This is a genomic window from Paenibacillus sp. NPDC056579, from assembly GCF_042793215.1.
Classification (GTDB): domain Bacteria; phylum Bacillota; class Bacilli; order Paenibacillales; family NBRC-103111; genus Paenibacillus_S.
On sequence record NZ_JBHTVD010000010.1, the window covers coordinates 192,628 to 207,218 of the forward strand.

Sequence of the window (14,591 nt, forward strand, 5' to 3'; positions counted from 1 at the left end):
GCACATCCCTCCTTCGGGATTAAATTACAATGGAATCGCCGTCGAGCGGGAATGCTCCATAATCTCATCGAAGCTGACTTCGCGCCCCAGCCGATCCGATAAATAAATGCCCTCGCTGATCAGCATTGTCTGAAGAGCGATATGAGCGGTTGGAAGCAATTCCACCCGGCCTTGCAATGCAGCAATCCAGTGATGCTGGGAGGAAGCATAGGCATCGTAGTTCTCTTTCAGCTGGTTCCATCGGCCGTCCATTTCGTCCAAATTCACCGTGCAATTCAAGTCGATATCGCAAGCTGTCGTATGGTAGCTGAAAGGAGCCAGTACGGCCTGATCCGAGTAGGCGGGCATCCGGATGCCGCCTTTCGTCCCGACGACGCTGCAGCCCTCTATGCTTCCCAAGTGAATGCTCCACGCCTCGCAAACGTCCATCGTTGCCCCTCCGGCAAATTTCACGAAGCCAAGGCCGAGCTCCTCCACATTGAATTCCGCCTGCTGTGCACGCTTAGCGTCCACTTCCATTTCACGGTATCCTTTGCCCGAGATTCTCTCGACTTTGGGGGTATCGAGCAAATACAGCATCTGCGCAATATGGTAGACGCCCATGTCGATCAGCGCCCCGCCTGCGGCAATCTCTTGGTTCAAGAACGCCGGGGTCCCATAGCCGTCAATGAACGGTCGGCCTCTGCGGCGGTGTCCGGTAGCGCGGGCATGGTACAGCTTCCCCAGCATGCCGCCGTCGATCAGCGCTTTGGCCGCCTTGGTCTCTTTCCGGTACAGCGTCCCGAGCTGAATATGTAGGTTCTTCCCGCATTGTGCGGCCATGTCGAGCATAACGGTTCCATCGTAATAGGTGCCGGCTATCGGCTTTTCGCAATAGACGTCCTTCCCTGCCTGCAAGGCCGCCACGGTTACCGGAGCATGCAAATTGTTGTGCAGGCAAACGTCGATCGCTTCGATATCGTCGCGCTTCAGCAATTCCTTAAAGTCGGAATACACATGCGGGACTTGAAATTGCTCCGCTACATTTTGAGCTTCCCGTTCATTCACGTCACACACGGCTACAACCTCGGCATCCGCAATTTTAGCGTAATTTCTTAAGTGCGCCTTGCCGATCAATCCTGCGCCGACGATTCCAATCCTTACTTTTCTCCCCATGTGAACATCTCTCCCTTATTAAGAGTTACTTATTCACTTTCTGCAAAATCCTTTTGACCGAAGCAATGGCCCATTCCATCTCGGTATATTGATTGTCGGGCGCATTGTATTCAATCCCCCAATAGCCGTCATATCCGGCGTCGAGCAGCGTTCTCACCCTTTGCTCCGCTTGCTCCGATCCTACCGTTTTCCCGTCAAAGTGAGTGTGGTACACCCAAGGAGCAACCAGACCGTCGCCCATCTCCGCATCCTCCGACCAGCGGCCCATATGCAGCAGGATGCCAAAGTTCGGCTGATCGATCGCTTCCGCAACCCGCTTCAAGTAATGCGGGCTTTGCGAGGAGCCCATATGGTTCTCCGGTCCGACCACCAGCCCGAGCTCTGCCGCACGCCGGCAATAATCCTGGTATTTCGTCACGGTATATTCGAACTGCTCCTCGGTTAACGGAACGGATTGCTTGTCGCCGGCATCGACCCGCACCGATTTGGCCCCAAGCTTGGAGGCGATGCCGAGATAAGCGACGGCATTCCCGTACAGCATGCTCCGCTTTTCCGGGTCAGCGTCCCACAGGTGGGCTCCGTCAACGGCCAGGTTGATGACCGTCATCTCTTTTTCATCCAGCGCTTCGCGGACCTTTTGGATGTAGGATTCGTCAGGTAGTTTAAATATGTCTTGGCTCGTTTCCGCAAAGGTCCCGTTCCATAAATCAACCGTATCCAGATGATACCTGTACTTGGACGATTCCAAATAGCCGAACGTATCCATTTTGCCCGCTCTCATCATGTTGAAGAATGAAAAGCCGCCTATACTTATTTTCATTGTCGCTATCCCTCCGTAAAGTAATTAGAATAGTTCACAGCCTTCAAGCCAGCCAGCACACAGCATGATTCGCATGTTCCGTGTTCTTGCATCACCCCCTTTCAAGGGAAGATCCATTACGTTGGCCTTTACCCTTTTACAGCTCCAACCGTCAAGCCTTTGATGAAAAATCGTTGAAAGAACGGGTAAGCAATCAAGATCGGGATTACGCCGACTACCGCAATAGCGAGCCGCACGCCTTGTGTCGGGATGACTCCCGCCTCTTCCATTTGACTGGAATATTGGGCATTGTCGATTAAATATTGGACGTTCAAAAGAATCGTGTTCAGCAGCACTTGAATGCTGTAATACCGGTTATCCGTCGTATAAATCAATCCGTTAAACCAGTCGTTCCAATAATTGATGATTTGAAACAGCCCTACGGTTGCAAGAACGGGAAGCGATAACGGCAGCACGATCTTATAAAAAATTTTGAACTCCCCCGCTCCGTCTATATAAGCCGACTCCACTACCTGTGCGGGGATCGATACGGTAAAAAAGGTTCTCATCAGAATGACATAGAAAGCGTTTACCAATAATCCCGGAACGATTAATGCAAACAGCGTGTTTTTGATCGCGAACAGATTGGTATACATCAAATAGGTGGGGACCAGTCCTCCGTTGAACAGCATCGTAAAGAATACGAAAAAGGTGATCGCACGGCGCATCGGCATTTCCCTTCTTGAGATGGGATAAGCCAGCATAGCCATGATGGTGAGACTCGCGATCGTACCGATCACGGTAACCAGGATGGAAATGCCGTATGCATGGAATATCATTCGCGCGTCATGAAACAGCATTTCGTAGCTTCCCGTGCTGAAGGCTTGGGGAATAAACGAATATCCGTTCTGAATGATGGCATTCTCATCGGTAATGGAAGCCGAGACTAGCAGCAAGAAAGGAATGAGGCATAGACAGGAAATGAAACCAAAAGACAAATGCAAGATCCACTGCTCCAGCCTGCTTGTGTTCATGGATTCCCCTCCACTCAAAACAACGCGTTGTCCGCATTGATTTTCTTCACAACATAATTGGAAATCAGGATGAGAATGAAGCCGACGATGGATTGATACAGACCTGCGGCTGAGGACATGCCGATATCTCCGTTTTTCAGCAGAGCCCGGTAAACATAGGTGTCGAGCACATTGGTCGTGGGCAGCAGCGCCCCGGAATCCAACGGTACTTGATAAAACAGGCCGAAATCGGCATAAAAGATCCGCCCTATCTGTAGGAGCGTCATGATGGTAATAACAGGGATAATCATGGGAATCGTAATGCTCAGGATCCGCTGCACCTTGCTCGCTCCGTCTATGGTTGCCGCTTCATAATATTCCTGATCGATTCCGACCACGGCGGCAAGATAGATGATGCATAGATAGCCGACGCTGTGCCAAATTTTTACGAGGGTGAGGATGTAGGGCCAATATCGGGGCTCGTTGTACCACATGATTTCTTGTAATCCGAGCCAAGGCAGGACCGTTTTGTTAACAAATCCGGTTTCCATACTGAGGAGTGAAAAGACAAGATAGCCTATGATAACCGAGGAGATGAGGTAAGGGAGCAGTATGATGCTTTGATACATCCGGGAGAAGAGCCTGTTCTTCAGCTCGTTGAGCAAAATGGCGAGCGTAACCGAAATGACCAGATTCAGAACGATAAACAAGGCGTTGTACAGGATCGTATTTCGGGTGATGATGAAGGCGTCATCCGTCTTGAACAAATACTCGAAATTTTTGAACCCGACCCAATCGCTGCCCATAATCCCTTTGGAGAAATTGATATCTTTGAACGCAATAACGATGCCGAACATGGGAAGGTAATTGTTAATAAGCAAATAGACGATCCCAGGCAGTATCATGATGTACAGCATTTTATATTTCCTGATCTTATGTAAGCTCGCTAAATGTAACCAAGAGGACATAGTGCTGCTCCTTCCTAATGATTAGTTACCTGGCTTCAAGAATAAGACTGCCTGATTGCGATGGCGATATGTACCGTAAACTGCCGGCCGAACCGCGCTCACCTCCCTCGAATGTGGTACAGCGTTTCCAATGATGATGCCGCAAGCTGGAGTAGGACAACTAATTATTCCATGAGTAAAAATAATTAATCAAAAAAAATAATTTTTTAACAAATGGTACCAACGAATGAGTCCATTATATGGGGGTGAATGATAGTTTGTCAACGGGATCTGCAATCAAATTTCAAGCAGATGAAACGGGCTGATCCATTAAAAAATTTATCGTTAAAATCACTGATTTCCCGGCATACTACGGGGATTCTTCTGCATATATTGCTGCTATTCCCCGGCATGAAGCGTGCTGCGGCTCAGCAGGCCCATTAGTTGACATCGGCTTTGGTTGTCCCTATAATGAGCATTACAGCAGCTGCTGGTTATCCTTGGTTATTTCATCGATAAAAATAATATGCTTAGAAACCCAGATTACTTCCCTTCCCCAATTCGTATTTGATTGCCTTATCCGATTCTAATCTTAAGTCCTATGGGAGAGTTCTATGATAAAAATTGGAAATCAGCAAATGCTCCGCGATATTAATAAATCGACGCTGCTCCATACCATATTCCATCACGGGCCGATTTCCCGCATCGATTTGTCGCGGAAGACAAAGCTCAGCCCAACTACCGTTTCCATTCTGATGGAAGAAATTATCCGGGAAGGCATCGTCCGCGAAATCGGTACGACCGGCAGCGGCGTCGGCCGTAAAATGACGCTGCTCAATATCGATTCCCAAGGCGGCTACATCGTTGGGGTCGATCTCGCAAGCTCCCCCGCCCACTGCGTGCTCCTGAATTTGAACGGGGAGCTTGTCGCCACCCAAGGGCTGAAGCCTATTATAGGAGAAGAGCAGCTCCGCAGCGGACTGCCGGAGAGCATTACGGCTTTTATCGACAAGCAGAACATCCCCCTCGACCTGATCAAAAGGATCGGCATTTCTATTCCCGGAAGGCTCGACGATATCCAGAGCACCATCCTTGCATCGACCTATCTGAAGGTGCGGAATTTTCCGATGCAGTCGTGCCTCGAAGATGCTTTGTCCATCCCTGCGCTTCTAATTAACGACCTGGACGCCGCGGGCTTCGCGGAACGATTCAGCGGCGCCGCCAAGGGGGACCACACGACGATCTTCATTATGATCGATTACGGTACGGGCGCCGGTCTTGTATTAAACGATCAGATTTATCACGGATCGAGGGGAACGGCCGGAAGAATTCAGGCTTTCGATCCGTTCTGCACTCCTACCCTATCGACCAAATTGAAGGCCGAGTATCCCGAAGCGTTCGACGGCATGACGGCGGAGGAGACCATACGCTCCTTTATCGATTTGGCGCTGATGGGAACCGAACCGTTCCGTGAGCAAGCGGATCGAATCATTACGGATATGGCCGATTATTGCGGCAAAGCGCTGCAGCTGTTAAACCCGCAAAAAATGATTCTCGGCGGGTGGATTACGGATAACGGGCTCTTCTTCGACAAGCTCGTCACGGCCATCCAGAAACGGGAGAACTCCCTTGTTGCAACAACCCCGGTAGTGGCTTCCCATTGGAAAAAATACGGAGCGGCCATGGGTGCCGCTACATTCGGTTTACATGAAATATTCAAACGAAAAACCGTGCAGTAATATTTGTGAACTTGGGGAGCGGGCGTGGCTTCTCAAAGTGATGTCGGATGTCGGGCTGATTCTGCGATCGGTCCGGCGTTTTTGCGTTTGCCGCCGCGTATGGTAAAATCAGCCTATCACTACATTTTGCAGGAGGTAATGAGACGATGAGAGATCTGTTAGGAAAAGCCGTATCTCTGGGACTCGGATTTGCCATTGCGAGTAAAGAGCAAGCGGAAAAGGTCGTTGAGGAGCTTGTCAAGAAAGGCGAAGTCAACAAAGATGAATCCAAGCAATTCGTCGACGAATTGGTGCGCAAAGGCCAGGAAGCCCAAGCCTCCTTGGAGGAGAAGGTACGCGGCTATATGATTTCGGCGGCTCACGAGCTGAACCTTACGACCAAGGACGACTACGTTCGCCTGAAGCAGCGCGTCAGCGAGCTGGAGCGGCGGGTCGCCGAGCTTGAGGAGCAGCTCCGGCAGCCCGGGGAGCCATTGCCGCCAGCCGAATCATGAATCTCGGCCGCAAGCTTCGGCATTTGCAGCGGTACCGGGACATTGCCAAAGCGTTCGCCCGCAACGGGTTCGGCTTTCTTATCAAGGAGCTCGGCCTGCCCGATCTGACCGGTTCGCGGATCGGCTTGAAGGAGCGGCAGGATGCGCGCTCCCGAACGCTCGGTGAACGGATCCGCATCTTTCTCGAGGAGCTGGGGCCGACCTTCATCAAGATCGGGCAAATCGCGAGCACCCGGCCCGATCTGCTCCCCGCTCATATTATCGAAGAGCTGGTAAAGCTTCAGGATCAAGTGCCCCCGTTCCCCTTCGAGCAGGTGCGCGAAGTGATAGAGAATGAATTCGGCGAACCGTTCGATACGCTGTTCGCCGATTTTCAGGAAGCGCCCATGGCCGCGGCGTCCATAGGTCAAGTCCACCTGGCCCGTCTGCATACCGGCGAGGTGGTTGCCGTCAAAATACAGCGCCCGAATATTCCCGCTATCGTTGCCACCGATTTGGAAATCTTGGACGATTTGGCGCGGCTTGCCGAGCATCGCCTGGCATGGGCGGCGAAATATCAGCTCCGCGATATGGTGTACGAGCTGTCGCAATCGCTGCGCGCCGAGCTGGATTATACGAACGAGGGCAGAAACGCCCAGCGGATGGCCAAATCGTTCGAGCGCGATCCCCACGTCCGCTTCCCCTCGATCTATTGGGACTATACGAGCCGGAACGTGCTGACGATGGACTTCATCGAAGGCGTGAAGACGACGGAGGTTCAGCGGCTCGACGAGCTTGGCTATGACCGGAAGCGTATTGCCGAGCAAATAGCCCGTGTGGTATTCCGGCAAATTTTCATCGACGGATTTTTCCATGCCGATCCCCATCCGGGCAACATTATCGTTCTTCCCGAAGGGGTCATCGGACTCATCGATTTCGGCATGGTGGGACGGCTGACCCCGATGATGAAGTATCATTTCGGCTCGCTCGTCATAGCGTTGAGGCGCAATAGCACGGATGGCGTGCTCAAAGCGATCGACGGCATCGGCATAATTCCTGAGGATGTCGATATGGATTCTTTGCGCGGAGATATTGACGAGCTGCGGGAGAAATATTACGACGTCCCGCTAAGCCGCATCAGCCTGGGCGAGTCGGTCAGCGACCTGCTCAGCGTCGCCTACGAGCACCGGATCCGCGTTCCGTCCGATCTGACGCTGCTTGGAAAAACGCTGCTGACGCTCGAAGGCGTAGTGACCGCGCTCGATCCGACGTTCAGCGTCGTCAATATCGCCGAGCCGTTCGGACGCAAGCTGTTCGCCGAGCGCTTCAGTCCCCGCAATGTCGCAGACAGCGTTTGGAATCAGATGGGCGAATATGCGGAGCTATTGTCGGAGATGCCTTCCCGTCTGCGGGAAATGTTCGGGATGATGAAGAAGGGCAAGCTGAGGATGGACGTCTCCGTCTCCGAGCTGGACACCTTCATGAAGAAAATGGACCGCATCAGCAACCGGCTTTCCTTCAGTATTGTCCTGCTCTCCTTCAGTATCATCATGGTCGGGCTCATTATCGGCTCGTCGCTCGGCAGGCAATCGACGCTGCTGTGGAACTTTCCGGTTATCGAGATCGGCTTTAGCGTAGCAGCCCTTATGTTTCTGTGGATGTTCTACTCGATTTTCAAGTCAGGGCGGTTTTGAGCATCATGGCGCCGACATACTAAAGAGGCTGCCGAAAGTAATATTTCGACAGCCTCTCATTCTAACGGCTCGCTGACAACGAGCTATTTAATAATACGTTTGGCATAGACCAGCTTGCTGGCAAACCATGTTCCTTCCATCGGCTCATACGTCACTTTACCGCGTCCGCCGCCTTCCTGAAGGACGTAATGCTTACCGTTCTTAACCCCCGCATAGATCCCCACATGGCCGCCGCCGCCGGCATCCGCGGAATTAGCGAAGAACAGCAGATCTCCTACTTGCAAATTTTTGAACTTATTATTCTTATCGATAGGAACCGGAGTACCTAATGAAGTCGTGTAACGCTGCTTTCTGGAAGAGCTGGTGAACTTAATCCCCAACGCTTTTTCATAAACCCAAGATGTAAAGTTCGAGCAATCGAAGCCAATCCCCGGCTTCTTAGTCCCGTATTTCCAAGGAACGCCCAGTTGAGTCTTGCCTACTTGAATCAGCTTCTGTTGTTTGGCTGTTAAGCTCTGCTGTGTAGCGGTTGCGGTTGCGGTTGCAGTTGCAGTCGCCGTCGACGTTGTCGTCGTCCTTGCCGTTGCTGCCGATACCGTGCCCAATGAGCTGAACATGAATACGGCTGCCATCATTAGCGTGATCTTTTTTTTCATTCGGTCATCTCCTCACCAGTTATCGTGTATGGAATTGGGTTTCGAGGTAATGGACACCCTTTCATGGCTTGTCCTCCCCTTCCGTTCGTTCAGTATAGATTAGGAAAATGAGATTTTAATGAGAAAACGGGCGAAGGGAAGAATGTGGAAGAAGACTAGCGCTTTAAGGAATCGAAGCCGCCAGCGGAAATACAAGGGTAACCTTGGTTCCCTCCTTGTCCAAGCTGGCAATGGAAATCTCTCCGCCGCTGCGTTCGACGAGCCGTTTGGCAATCGCCAAGCCAAGGCCTGTCCCGCCCTGCTTCCGGCTCCTCGCCTTGTCGACACGATAGAACCGGTCGAACACATGAGGCAAGTCTTCTGAGGGGATGCCGATACCCTGATCGCTGATTTCCACTATCATGCGGCCGGCTTGCCTTCTGCCGGTAACCGTAATCGTCGTGCCTGCCTCTGAATAGTTAACAGCGTTATCCAGCAAAATAAGCAGTACTTGCTCCAAATGGTGAGGGACGATCTTAATCTCGACATCATCGCCAAGCGAAATCAGGTCCGGCTTGAACTGCCTATCGGGATGAAGGACGGCCATCCGCTGAATCGTCTGCTCCATCAGCTCTGCAGGCTTCAGCCATGTAATCTCATCGGCCACGAGCTCGTTCTCGGAGCGGGTAAGGACAAGAAGCTCTTTAATAATTCCTTCCAGCCGGTCGATTTCTTGAAGCGAGGCGGTCAAAGAGCTGTCCACTATTTGGGCGTCGTTTTTCCCCCATCGGTTCAATAGCGAGAGATGCCCCTTAATGATGGAAATCGGCGTGCGCAATTCATGGGAGGCGTCCTCTACAAATTGCTTCTGCTGCTTGAACGACCGCTCCAGCTCGCTCATAAGATCGTTAAATAAAGCAGCCAACGAGCTTAGCTCATCCTTCGCTCCACGCTGCTCGACCCTTTCATGAAGCCCCTTCTGCTTCACATTGCGGATCGCTTCCGCTAGCGATTGCACCGGCTTAAGAAATTGCTTCGCCAGGAAGTAGCCCCCGAGCGAGCTTATCACCACCACTCCGCAGCCGGCCAATATCATGATCCAAACCATCATATCCGATGCTTTCTCGTGGTTGACCATCCATTGATTGATCGCCAAATATTGAACGAGGTTATAGGCTGCGAATAAAACGCTAATCGTAATGGAGCACCACAGCACCATTTTCCATTTGATCGGGATCGTTGCGAACCATTGCCGTATTGTTCTAATCATCTCATCACATACCCGATTCCTCTTACGGTCTCGATAAATCTTTCCTTGCTGTCAGAGTCCAGCTTGTTGCGCAAATAACGCACATACACGTCCACCACGTTCGTCTCCGCTTCCGAGTCGAATCCCCATACCCGCTCGATCAGCATGTCCCGGGTCATTACAATGTTCCGATTTTGCGCGAAAACAACGAGCAGATCAAACTCCCGTTTGGTCAGCTCAATAGTCTCGTCTCCCCGCATAACGGTTCTGGCCGCGAGATCGATGACGATGTCCCCGCAGGATATCACCTGCTGATTCTCGGGTTCATCCGCCATGTCGACCCTGCGGAGCAGCGAGCGCATTCGGGCCAACAGCTCCTCAATGGCAAATGGCTTGGAAATATAATCGTCGGCGCCGCTATCTAAGCCGGAAACCCGGTCTACGACGCTGTCTCTGGCCGTGAGCATAATGATCGGCGTCTTCTTGACCGCACGCACCCGGCGGCACACGTCCAGTCCGTTCAAATCCGGGAGCATAAGGTCGAGCAGGATCAGATCCCATTCCTGTTCTAGCGCCAATTCGACGCCTCGCTGGCCGTCATAAGCTACGGTAACGGAGAAGTCTTCATGCTGGAGCTCAAGCTCGATAAACATGGCCAAGTTTTTTTCGTCCTCAATAAGCAGCACTTTTTTCATCTATTGGTTCTTCCTTTGTCCCGCAGCAGTTGATTGTACTATAAACTTTTATTCCCAATTAGCATCCTCTTGAATCGTAGGCATTCCAAATACCGTTCGAAATAAAAACGGTTCAGCCCGTTTCAACCAGACCTGTTTGTGGTAATTTAGGAGGTAGAGCAGATGAGGAGGAGAAGGAGTATGCAGTCGGGCGTAATTGACCATCAAATTTTATTTGAACACGTATATAAATGTTCTCCGATTGGGATTGCCCTCATTTCCATGGATCGGACATGGATACGGGCGAATCCGGCCATGTGCACCATATTCGGCTATACCGAGGATGAATTGATAAAGCACCCTGCGGCCGATTTTACCCATCCCGAGGATACGACTCTGACCGAGCCTCTAATCAGAGCGATGCTGAAAGGCACGATGACGTCATATGAAGTGGAAAAACGGTTTCTCCATAAAAACGGCCATGCCATTTGGACTTCCTTGCATGTGTCCCTCATACGCGATGAAGTGAATGGAAAGCCGCTTTATTTTATTTTGCAAATTATCGACAATACGAAGAGCAAGCTTGCGGAGCAGAAGCTGCAGGAGAGCATCGAACGCTATACTTCTCTCAAAAAATACAACCACGACGCCATCATCTCCTTCGGCCTGGACGGCAGCATTATCAACGGAAATCAAATGGCGGAACAGCTGTCCGGGTATAAAATCGAGGAGCTGATCGGTGCTAGCATCGGCAAATTAATGGGAGAAGAGCATCTGTCGAGCCTGCTTGCCTCTTCCAAAGATTATTCATCCGTAGAAAAAAACATCAATTATATCCGGCACAAAGACGGCCGCTCGGTGGAGGTGCTGGTCACTTTAGCGCCTATTATTATACATAGTCAAAATATGGGCTTCTACATGATCGCCAAAGACATGACGGAGCAAAAGAGACTGCTGGTGGAGAAAGAGGCCGCCGAAAAAACGAATAAGGCGAAAAGCGAATTTTTGGCCATGATGAGCCATGAGATCCGGACTCCAATGAATGGTGTGATCGGGATGACGGATTTGCTTCTGGAAACAGCATTGGATTCGGAACAGCAGGAATACGCTCAAATTATTAAAAAGAGCGGCTCGTCGCTTCTTACCATCATTAACGATATTCTGGACTTTTCCAAAATTGAGTCGGGCAAAGCGGACATAAAGGAAGATCCGTTCAGCGTTCGCTCGGTTATATCCGAGACATTGAATATCATTATGCCGAAAGCGCTGGAGAAAAGCTTGGAAATCACCACATCCGTCGGCTCGGCCGTCCCGAATATTGTAGTTGGTGACGATACGAAGCTAAGACAAGTGCTAATCAATCTGCTTAGCAACGCCGTCAAATTTACTCCTAACGGGGCCATCGCGATTTCCGTAGAATGTGTCACCCAAGCCGACAAGAAAACGGTGTGCCTGCAATTTTCCATCCGGGATACGGGCATAGGCGTGCCTAAAGAAAAGGTAGCCCATCTATTTGAACCGTTTTACCAGGTGGATAATTTCATGACGCGCAAGACGGAAGGAACCGGACTAGGCTTGGCTATCTGTAAGAAGCTCGTCGAGCTGATGAGCGGAACCATCTGGTACGAGCCCTGTGCGGATCCGTCAGGGTCCACTTTTATGTTCACTACCCGGTTTCACGAATATACCGATCCGGAAGCCATGCAGGATGACAGGTCGACCCATTCGGAGATGCTATTGGCAAATTCTCTGAACATCCTGATCGCGGAAGATAACGCAGTGAATCAATTTGTATTGAAAAAAATGATTGAAAAGCTCGGCTATCCTTCCACTATTGTCGAGAATGGCAAGGAAGTAGTCGAAGCGGCCGCTCGCGATCCGTATGACATTATTTTTATGGATGTCCAAATGCCTTTGATGGATGGATTAGAAGCAACCAGTAGAATTAAAAACCATGCATCGTCGAAGAAAAGTCCTTTTATCGTTGCCGTAACGGCTCATGCCATAAAGGGAGACCGCGAAAAATATATGGCTGCGGGAATGGACGAGTATATAAGCAAGCCGGTGAGTCTGGAGGCCGTTTCAGCTATTATTGAAAAATACCTTCAACTTAGCACCGCGAACGGATAGACTTTCCATGATTAACTAATAGATTTCATCAACGATCTTCCCTATGATGGACTTATAGCTTAATTAAGGGGGAGCCAAGATGAAGTATCACGTTATCCATTGCGAGACGCTGCAATTAAAAACCCTATCTCGCGCCGATGTCATCAACATGGAAGAGGACGCGGAGGGGCGTATTGTCGTGTATGAAGCCGGAGAGCAGAAATATTATTTGCTCGCTGATATAGATCTCATCAAGGATTAGAAGCTACATAGGGATACCGGAGAAAAGCAAAAAAGGCTGCAGACCCGATCAGGTCTGCAGCCTCTTTCAGCAGCGCAAATCAAAATAGCTGACGATCCAATGCATTGTGCAAAACAACCCGGTTGCGCACTATCCATGATGCAGCCCGCGCCCTCCACGCAATTCCCCACAGCGGCCCGACACAGTCCGGGGTAACCCGCTTCTCGATCGCTTCTTCAGCGGTCTCGCGCACAACAACCTCTAAAATAAGATCGAATAATGAGCTCCTTTGGGAAGGATCAATGCCGTAAGCATCCGCCAGCAAACGAAGCTGCCTCGCCCGCACTTCAAGAGACGGCAGGCCTACCTTCTCGCCGACATCGTCGTCATGAAGCTGAGGGAACAGCCAGCACACTCGCGCCAGTTCTGCCATGGGATCGACAGGTCCGGCAAATTCCCAATCGATCAAGGCAACGGGCATTTCATCTCGCGTAACCATGTTCCACGGTGCGATATCACCATGGCTGTACACTCGTTTCGATTCGCCCACATCCCGCAAGAACCATGGCTTCCAGACGGCATTGGCCTCAGGCTCGAACCTTGCGCCGGCGTCATGAAGCCTTCGCAGCATCCTGCCGACCTCCACTAACGCGTCATCGCTCCAAGGACCGGGGTGTACGAACTCCCCTTCTATGTAGCTCAGCATTTCGCGGCCCTCGGAGTCAAAGCCTGGGCCAACGATGGAAGGTACCAATAAGCCGCTTGTTTCCCTGATATGCCGGAGTAATGAGAACACATAGGGCGACCATGGACCGGAAGGCCGAAGCACTACATTTCCCTTTTGGGAAACGGACTTTTCGTCGGAAAGTACAATTTCTTCATTATATAGCGAATTATCGTTTGGTTGCCGATTCAAAATACGATACCCCTCTCACACGTTCAGGGGATTCCCGCAGTTTATAGGGCCGTGATGCGTTTATCCCTTCGATTTGTGCCCACTGCCGCGACTATGCTTTCCATAAACCATCGCCTCCTCCAATAATTTCCTATACCATACCATGAGTGTTGTTTTCCTGGCAATGTGGTTTCCAAAGAACTGCTTACTTGGTGGAAAAAAGAAAAAAACGCCTTGCGGCGTTCTTGATGTACAATTTACTTTTGTGCGTAGGGAGAGGATTCCGGCCGCTGTTGAAGTCGTGTTCCTTTGAATGATAGGCTTGTTGCGGTAGTTCACGAGCTTCAAAGGCGGACGCTGCCGCTACTCTACAAAAGCAACCTCTTTATTCTTAAGCGAAGCGACTCTAGCAAGAGAATCGACCCGGTATCCCGCTTCCTTAAGCTTAGCCGCTCCATCCTGGAACGCCTTCTCGATAACGATGCCGATGCCGGATACGACCGCACCGCTCGATTCCACAATTTGTGCCATCCCCAGCGCGGCTTCGCCGTAGGCAAGAAAATCATCGATGATCAGCACATTCTCGCCCGGATTCAGAAATTTCTTCGAAACCGCCACTTCGTTTTGCTGCTGCTTGGTGAAGGAATATACGGTTTTCACGATGAGATCCTCGTTCAACGTTAACGATTTCTGTTTTCGCGCGAAAATTAAAGGTACCTTCAAAGCCAGAGCGGTCATCACGGCCGGCGCGATTCCCGACGATTCCAGCGTCAACACTTTATCGATTCTTGCTTCGGCATAACGCTTCGCGAACTCTTGTCCGATGGCCAGCATAAGCTCCGGATCCACCTGATGGTTGAGGAATGAATCCACTTTCAATACGCTCTCGCTTAATACGGTGCCTTCCGCTTTGATTTTGTCCTGCAATGCTTTCATAACATTGATTTCTCCTTCACGATTTCCTTCAG

The 14,591-nt window shown here is 50.8% G+C and carries 14 protein-coding genes; 5 read left to right on the plus strand and 9 right to left on the minus strand.

Translation table 11 applies throughout. The features are described from left to right. Positions 1-24: 24 nt before the first annotated feature. The 4 genes from ACFQ88_RS30680 to ACFQ88_RS30695 form a co-directional block, all read right to left on the minus strand. The gene (locus ACFQ88_RS30680) at positions 25-1,155 is read right to left on the minus strand and encodes a Gfo/Idh/MocA family protein (protein WP_379460313.1); all 1,131 of its coding nucleotides are present in this window, start codon (positions 1,153-1,155) and stop codon (positions 25-27) included. A 25-nt stretch (positions 1,156-1,180) separates the two neighbouring features. Beyond that, positions 1,181-1,975, minus strand: a complete 795-nt coding sequence (locus tag ACFQ88_RS30685; RefSeq protein WP_379460315.1) for a sugar phosphate isomerase/epimerase family protein — start codon at positions 1,973-1,975, stop codon at positions 1,181-1,183. Positions 1,976-2,103: 128 nt separating this feature from the next. Beyond that, positions 2,104-2,988: a carbohydrate ABC transporter permease gene (locus tag ACFQ88_RS30690; protein ID WP_379460317.1), complete on the minus strand. Its 885-nt coding sequence runs from the start codon at positions 2,986-2,988 to the stop codon at positions 2,104-2,106. Positions 2,989-3,002: 14 nt separating this feature from the next. Then, the gene (locus ACFQ88_RS30695; protein WP_379460319.1) at positions 3,003-3,935 is read right to left on the minus strand and encodes an ABC transporter permease; all 933 of its coding nucleotides are present in this window, start codon (positions 3,933-3,935) and stop codon (positions 3,003-3,005) included. 593 nt (positions 3,936-4,528) lie between these two features. Between ACFQ88_RS30695 and ACFQ88_RS30700 the strand changes: the two genes are divergently transcribed. The 3 genes from ACFQ88_RS30700 (at position 4,529) to ACFQ88_RS30710 (ending at position 7,820) form a co-directional block, all read left to right on the plus strand. Beyond that, complete coding sequence (locus ACFQ88_RS30700; protein ID WP_379460321.1) at positions 4,529-5,653, plus strand: ROK family transcriptional regulator; 1,125 nt, start codon at positions 4,529-4,531, stop codon at positions 5,651-5,653. Between the two features lie 146 nt (positions 5,654-5,799). After that, complete coding sequence (locus tag ACFQ88_RS30705; protein WP_379460323.1) at positions 5,800-6,147, plus strand: phasin family protein; 348 nt, start codon at positions 5,800-5,802, stop codon at positions 6,145-6,147. Beyond that, complete coding sequence (locus ACFQ88_RS30710; protein WP_379460325.1) at positions 6,144-7,820, plus strand: ABC1 kinase family protein; 1,677 nt, start codon at positions 6,144-6,146, stop codon at positions 7,818-7,820. The genes ACFQ88_RS30705 and ACFQ88_RS30710 overlap by 4 nt, the downstream gene beginning before the upstream one ends. A gap of 83 nt (positions 7,821-7,903) precedes the next feature. Here the strand turns inward: ACFQ88_RS30710 and ACFQ88_RS30715 are convergent, their stop codons facing one another. The 3 genes from ACFQ88_RS30715 to ACFQ88_RS30725 all read right to left on the minus strand — a co-directional run bounded on the left by ACFQ88_RS30715 (position 7,904) and on the right by ACFQ88_RS30725 (position 10,399). After that, positions 7,904-8,476: a C40 family peptidase gene (locus tag ACFQ88_RS30715; protein WP_379460327.1), complete on the minus strand. Its 573-nt coding sequence runs from the start codon at positions 8,474-8,476 to the stop codon at positions 7,904-7,906. Positions 8,477-8,639: 163 nt separating this feature from the next. Beyond that, a complete protein-coding gene (locus ACFQ88_RS30720; RefSeq protein WP_379460329.1) occupies positions 8,640-9,725 on the minus strand; it encodes a sensor histidine kinase in 1,086 nt (361 codons plus the stop codon). After that, positions 9,722-10,399, minus strand: a complete 678-nt coding sequence (locus tag ACFQ88_RS30725) for a response regulator transcription factor (protein ID WP_379460331.1) — start codon at positions 10,397-10,399, stop codon at positions 9,722-9,724. The genes ACFQ88_RS30720 and ACFQ88_RS30725 overlap by 4 nt, the downstream gene beginning before the upstream one ends. A 180-nt stretch (positions 10,400-10,579) precedes the next feature. Here ACFQ88_RS30725 and ACFQ88_RS30730 point away from each other — a divergent pair, with 180 nt between their 5' ends. After that, on the plus strand, positions 10,580-12,508 hold the full coding sequence (locus ACFQ88_RS30730) for a PAS domain S-box protein (RefSeq protein ID WP_379460333.1): 1,929 nt from the start codon (positions 10,580-10,582) through the stop codon (positions 12,506-12,508). A 79-nt stretch (positions 12,509-12,587) separates the two neighbouring features. After that, the gene (locus tag ACFQ88_RS30735) at positions 12,588-12,749 is read left to right on the plus strand and encodes a hypothetical protein (protein WP_239634128.1); all 162 of its coding nucleotides are present in this window, start codon (positions 12,588-12,590) and stop codon (positions 12,747-12,749) included. 79 nt (positions 12,750-12,828) lie between these two features. Here the strand turns inward: ACFQ88_RS30735 and ACFQ88_RS30740 are convergent, their stop codons facing one another. Both ACFQ88_RS30740 and ACFQ88_RS30745 read right to left on the minus strand, forming a co-directional pair. Next, positions 12,829-13,644, minus strand: a complete 816-nt coding sequence (locus ACFQ88_RS30740) for a phosphotransferase (protein WP_239634127.1) — start codon at positions 13,642-13,644, stop codon at positions 12,829-12,831. Between the two features lie 342 nt (positions 13,645-13,986). Next, on the minus strand, positions 13,987-14,559 hold the full coding sequence (locus ACFQ88_RS30745) for a xanthine phosphoribosyltransferase (RefSeq protein ID WP_239634126.1): 573 nt from the start codon (positions 14,557-14,559) through the stop codon (positions 13,987-13,989). Positions 14,560-14,591: the final 32 nt, after the last annotated feature.

Coding starts and splice junctions, on each gene's coding strand:
- ACFQ88_RS30685 (WP_379460315.1), bottom strand. CDS start 1,975: ATGAAAATAAGTATAGGCGGCTTTTCATTCTTCAACATGATGAGAGCG.
- ACFQ88_RS30725 (WP_379460331.1), bottom strand. CDS start 10,399: ATGAAAAAAGTGCTGCTTATTGAGGACGAAAAAAACTTGGCCATGTTT.
- ACFQ88_RS30695 (WP_379460319.1), bottom strand. CDS start 3,935: ATGTCCTCTTGGTTACATTTAGCGAGCTTACATAAGATCAGGAAATAT.
- ACFQ88_RS30735 (WP_239634128.1), top strand. CDS start 12,588: ATGAAGTATCACGTTATCCATTGCGAGACGCTGCAATTAAAAACCCTA.
- ACFQ88_RS30705 (WP_379460323.1), top strand. CDS start 5,800: ATGAGAGATCTGTTAGGAAAAGCCGTATCTCTGGGACTCGGATTTGCC.
- ACFQ88_RS30680 (WP_379460313.1), bottom strand. CDS start 1,155: ATGGGGAGAAAAGTAAGGATTGGAATCGTCGGCGCAGGATTGATCGGC.
- ACFQ88_RS30720 (WP_379460329.1), bottom strand. CDS start 9,725: ATGATTAGAACAATACGGCAATGGTTCGCAACGATCCCGATCAAATGG.
- ACFQ88_RS30700 (WP_379460321.1), top strand. CDS start 4,529: ATGATAAAAATTGGAAATCAGCAAATGCTCCGCGATATTAATAAATCG.
- ACFQ88_RS30690 (WP_379460317.1), bottom strand. CDS start 2,988: ATGAACACAAGCAGGCTGGAGCAGTGGATCTTGCATTTGTCTTTTGGT.
- ACFQ88_RS30745 (WP_239634126.1), bottom strand. CDS start 14,559: ATGAAAGCATTGCAGGACAAAATCAAAGCGGAAGGCACCGTATTAAGC.
- ACFQ88_RS30710 (WP_379460325.1), top strand. CDS start 6,144: ATGAATCTCGGCCGCAAGCTTCGGCATTTGCAGCGGTACCGGGACATT.
- ACFQ88_RS30715 (WP_379460327.1), bottom strand. CDS start 8,476: ATGAAAAAAAAGATCACGCTAATGATGGCAGCCGTATTCATGTTCAGC.
- ACFQ88_RS30730 (WP_379460333.1), top strand. CDS start 10,580: ATGCAGTCGGGCGTAATTGACCATCAAATTTTATTTGAACACGTATAT.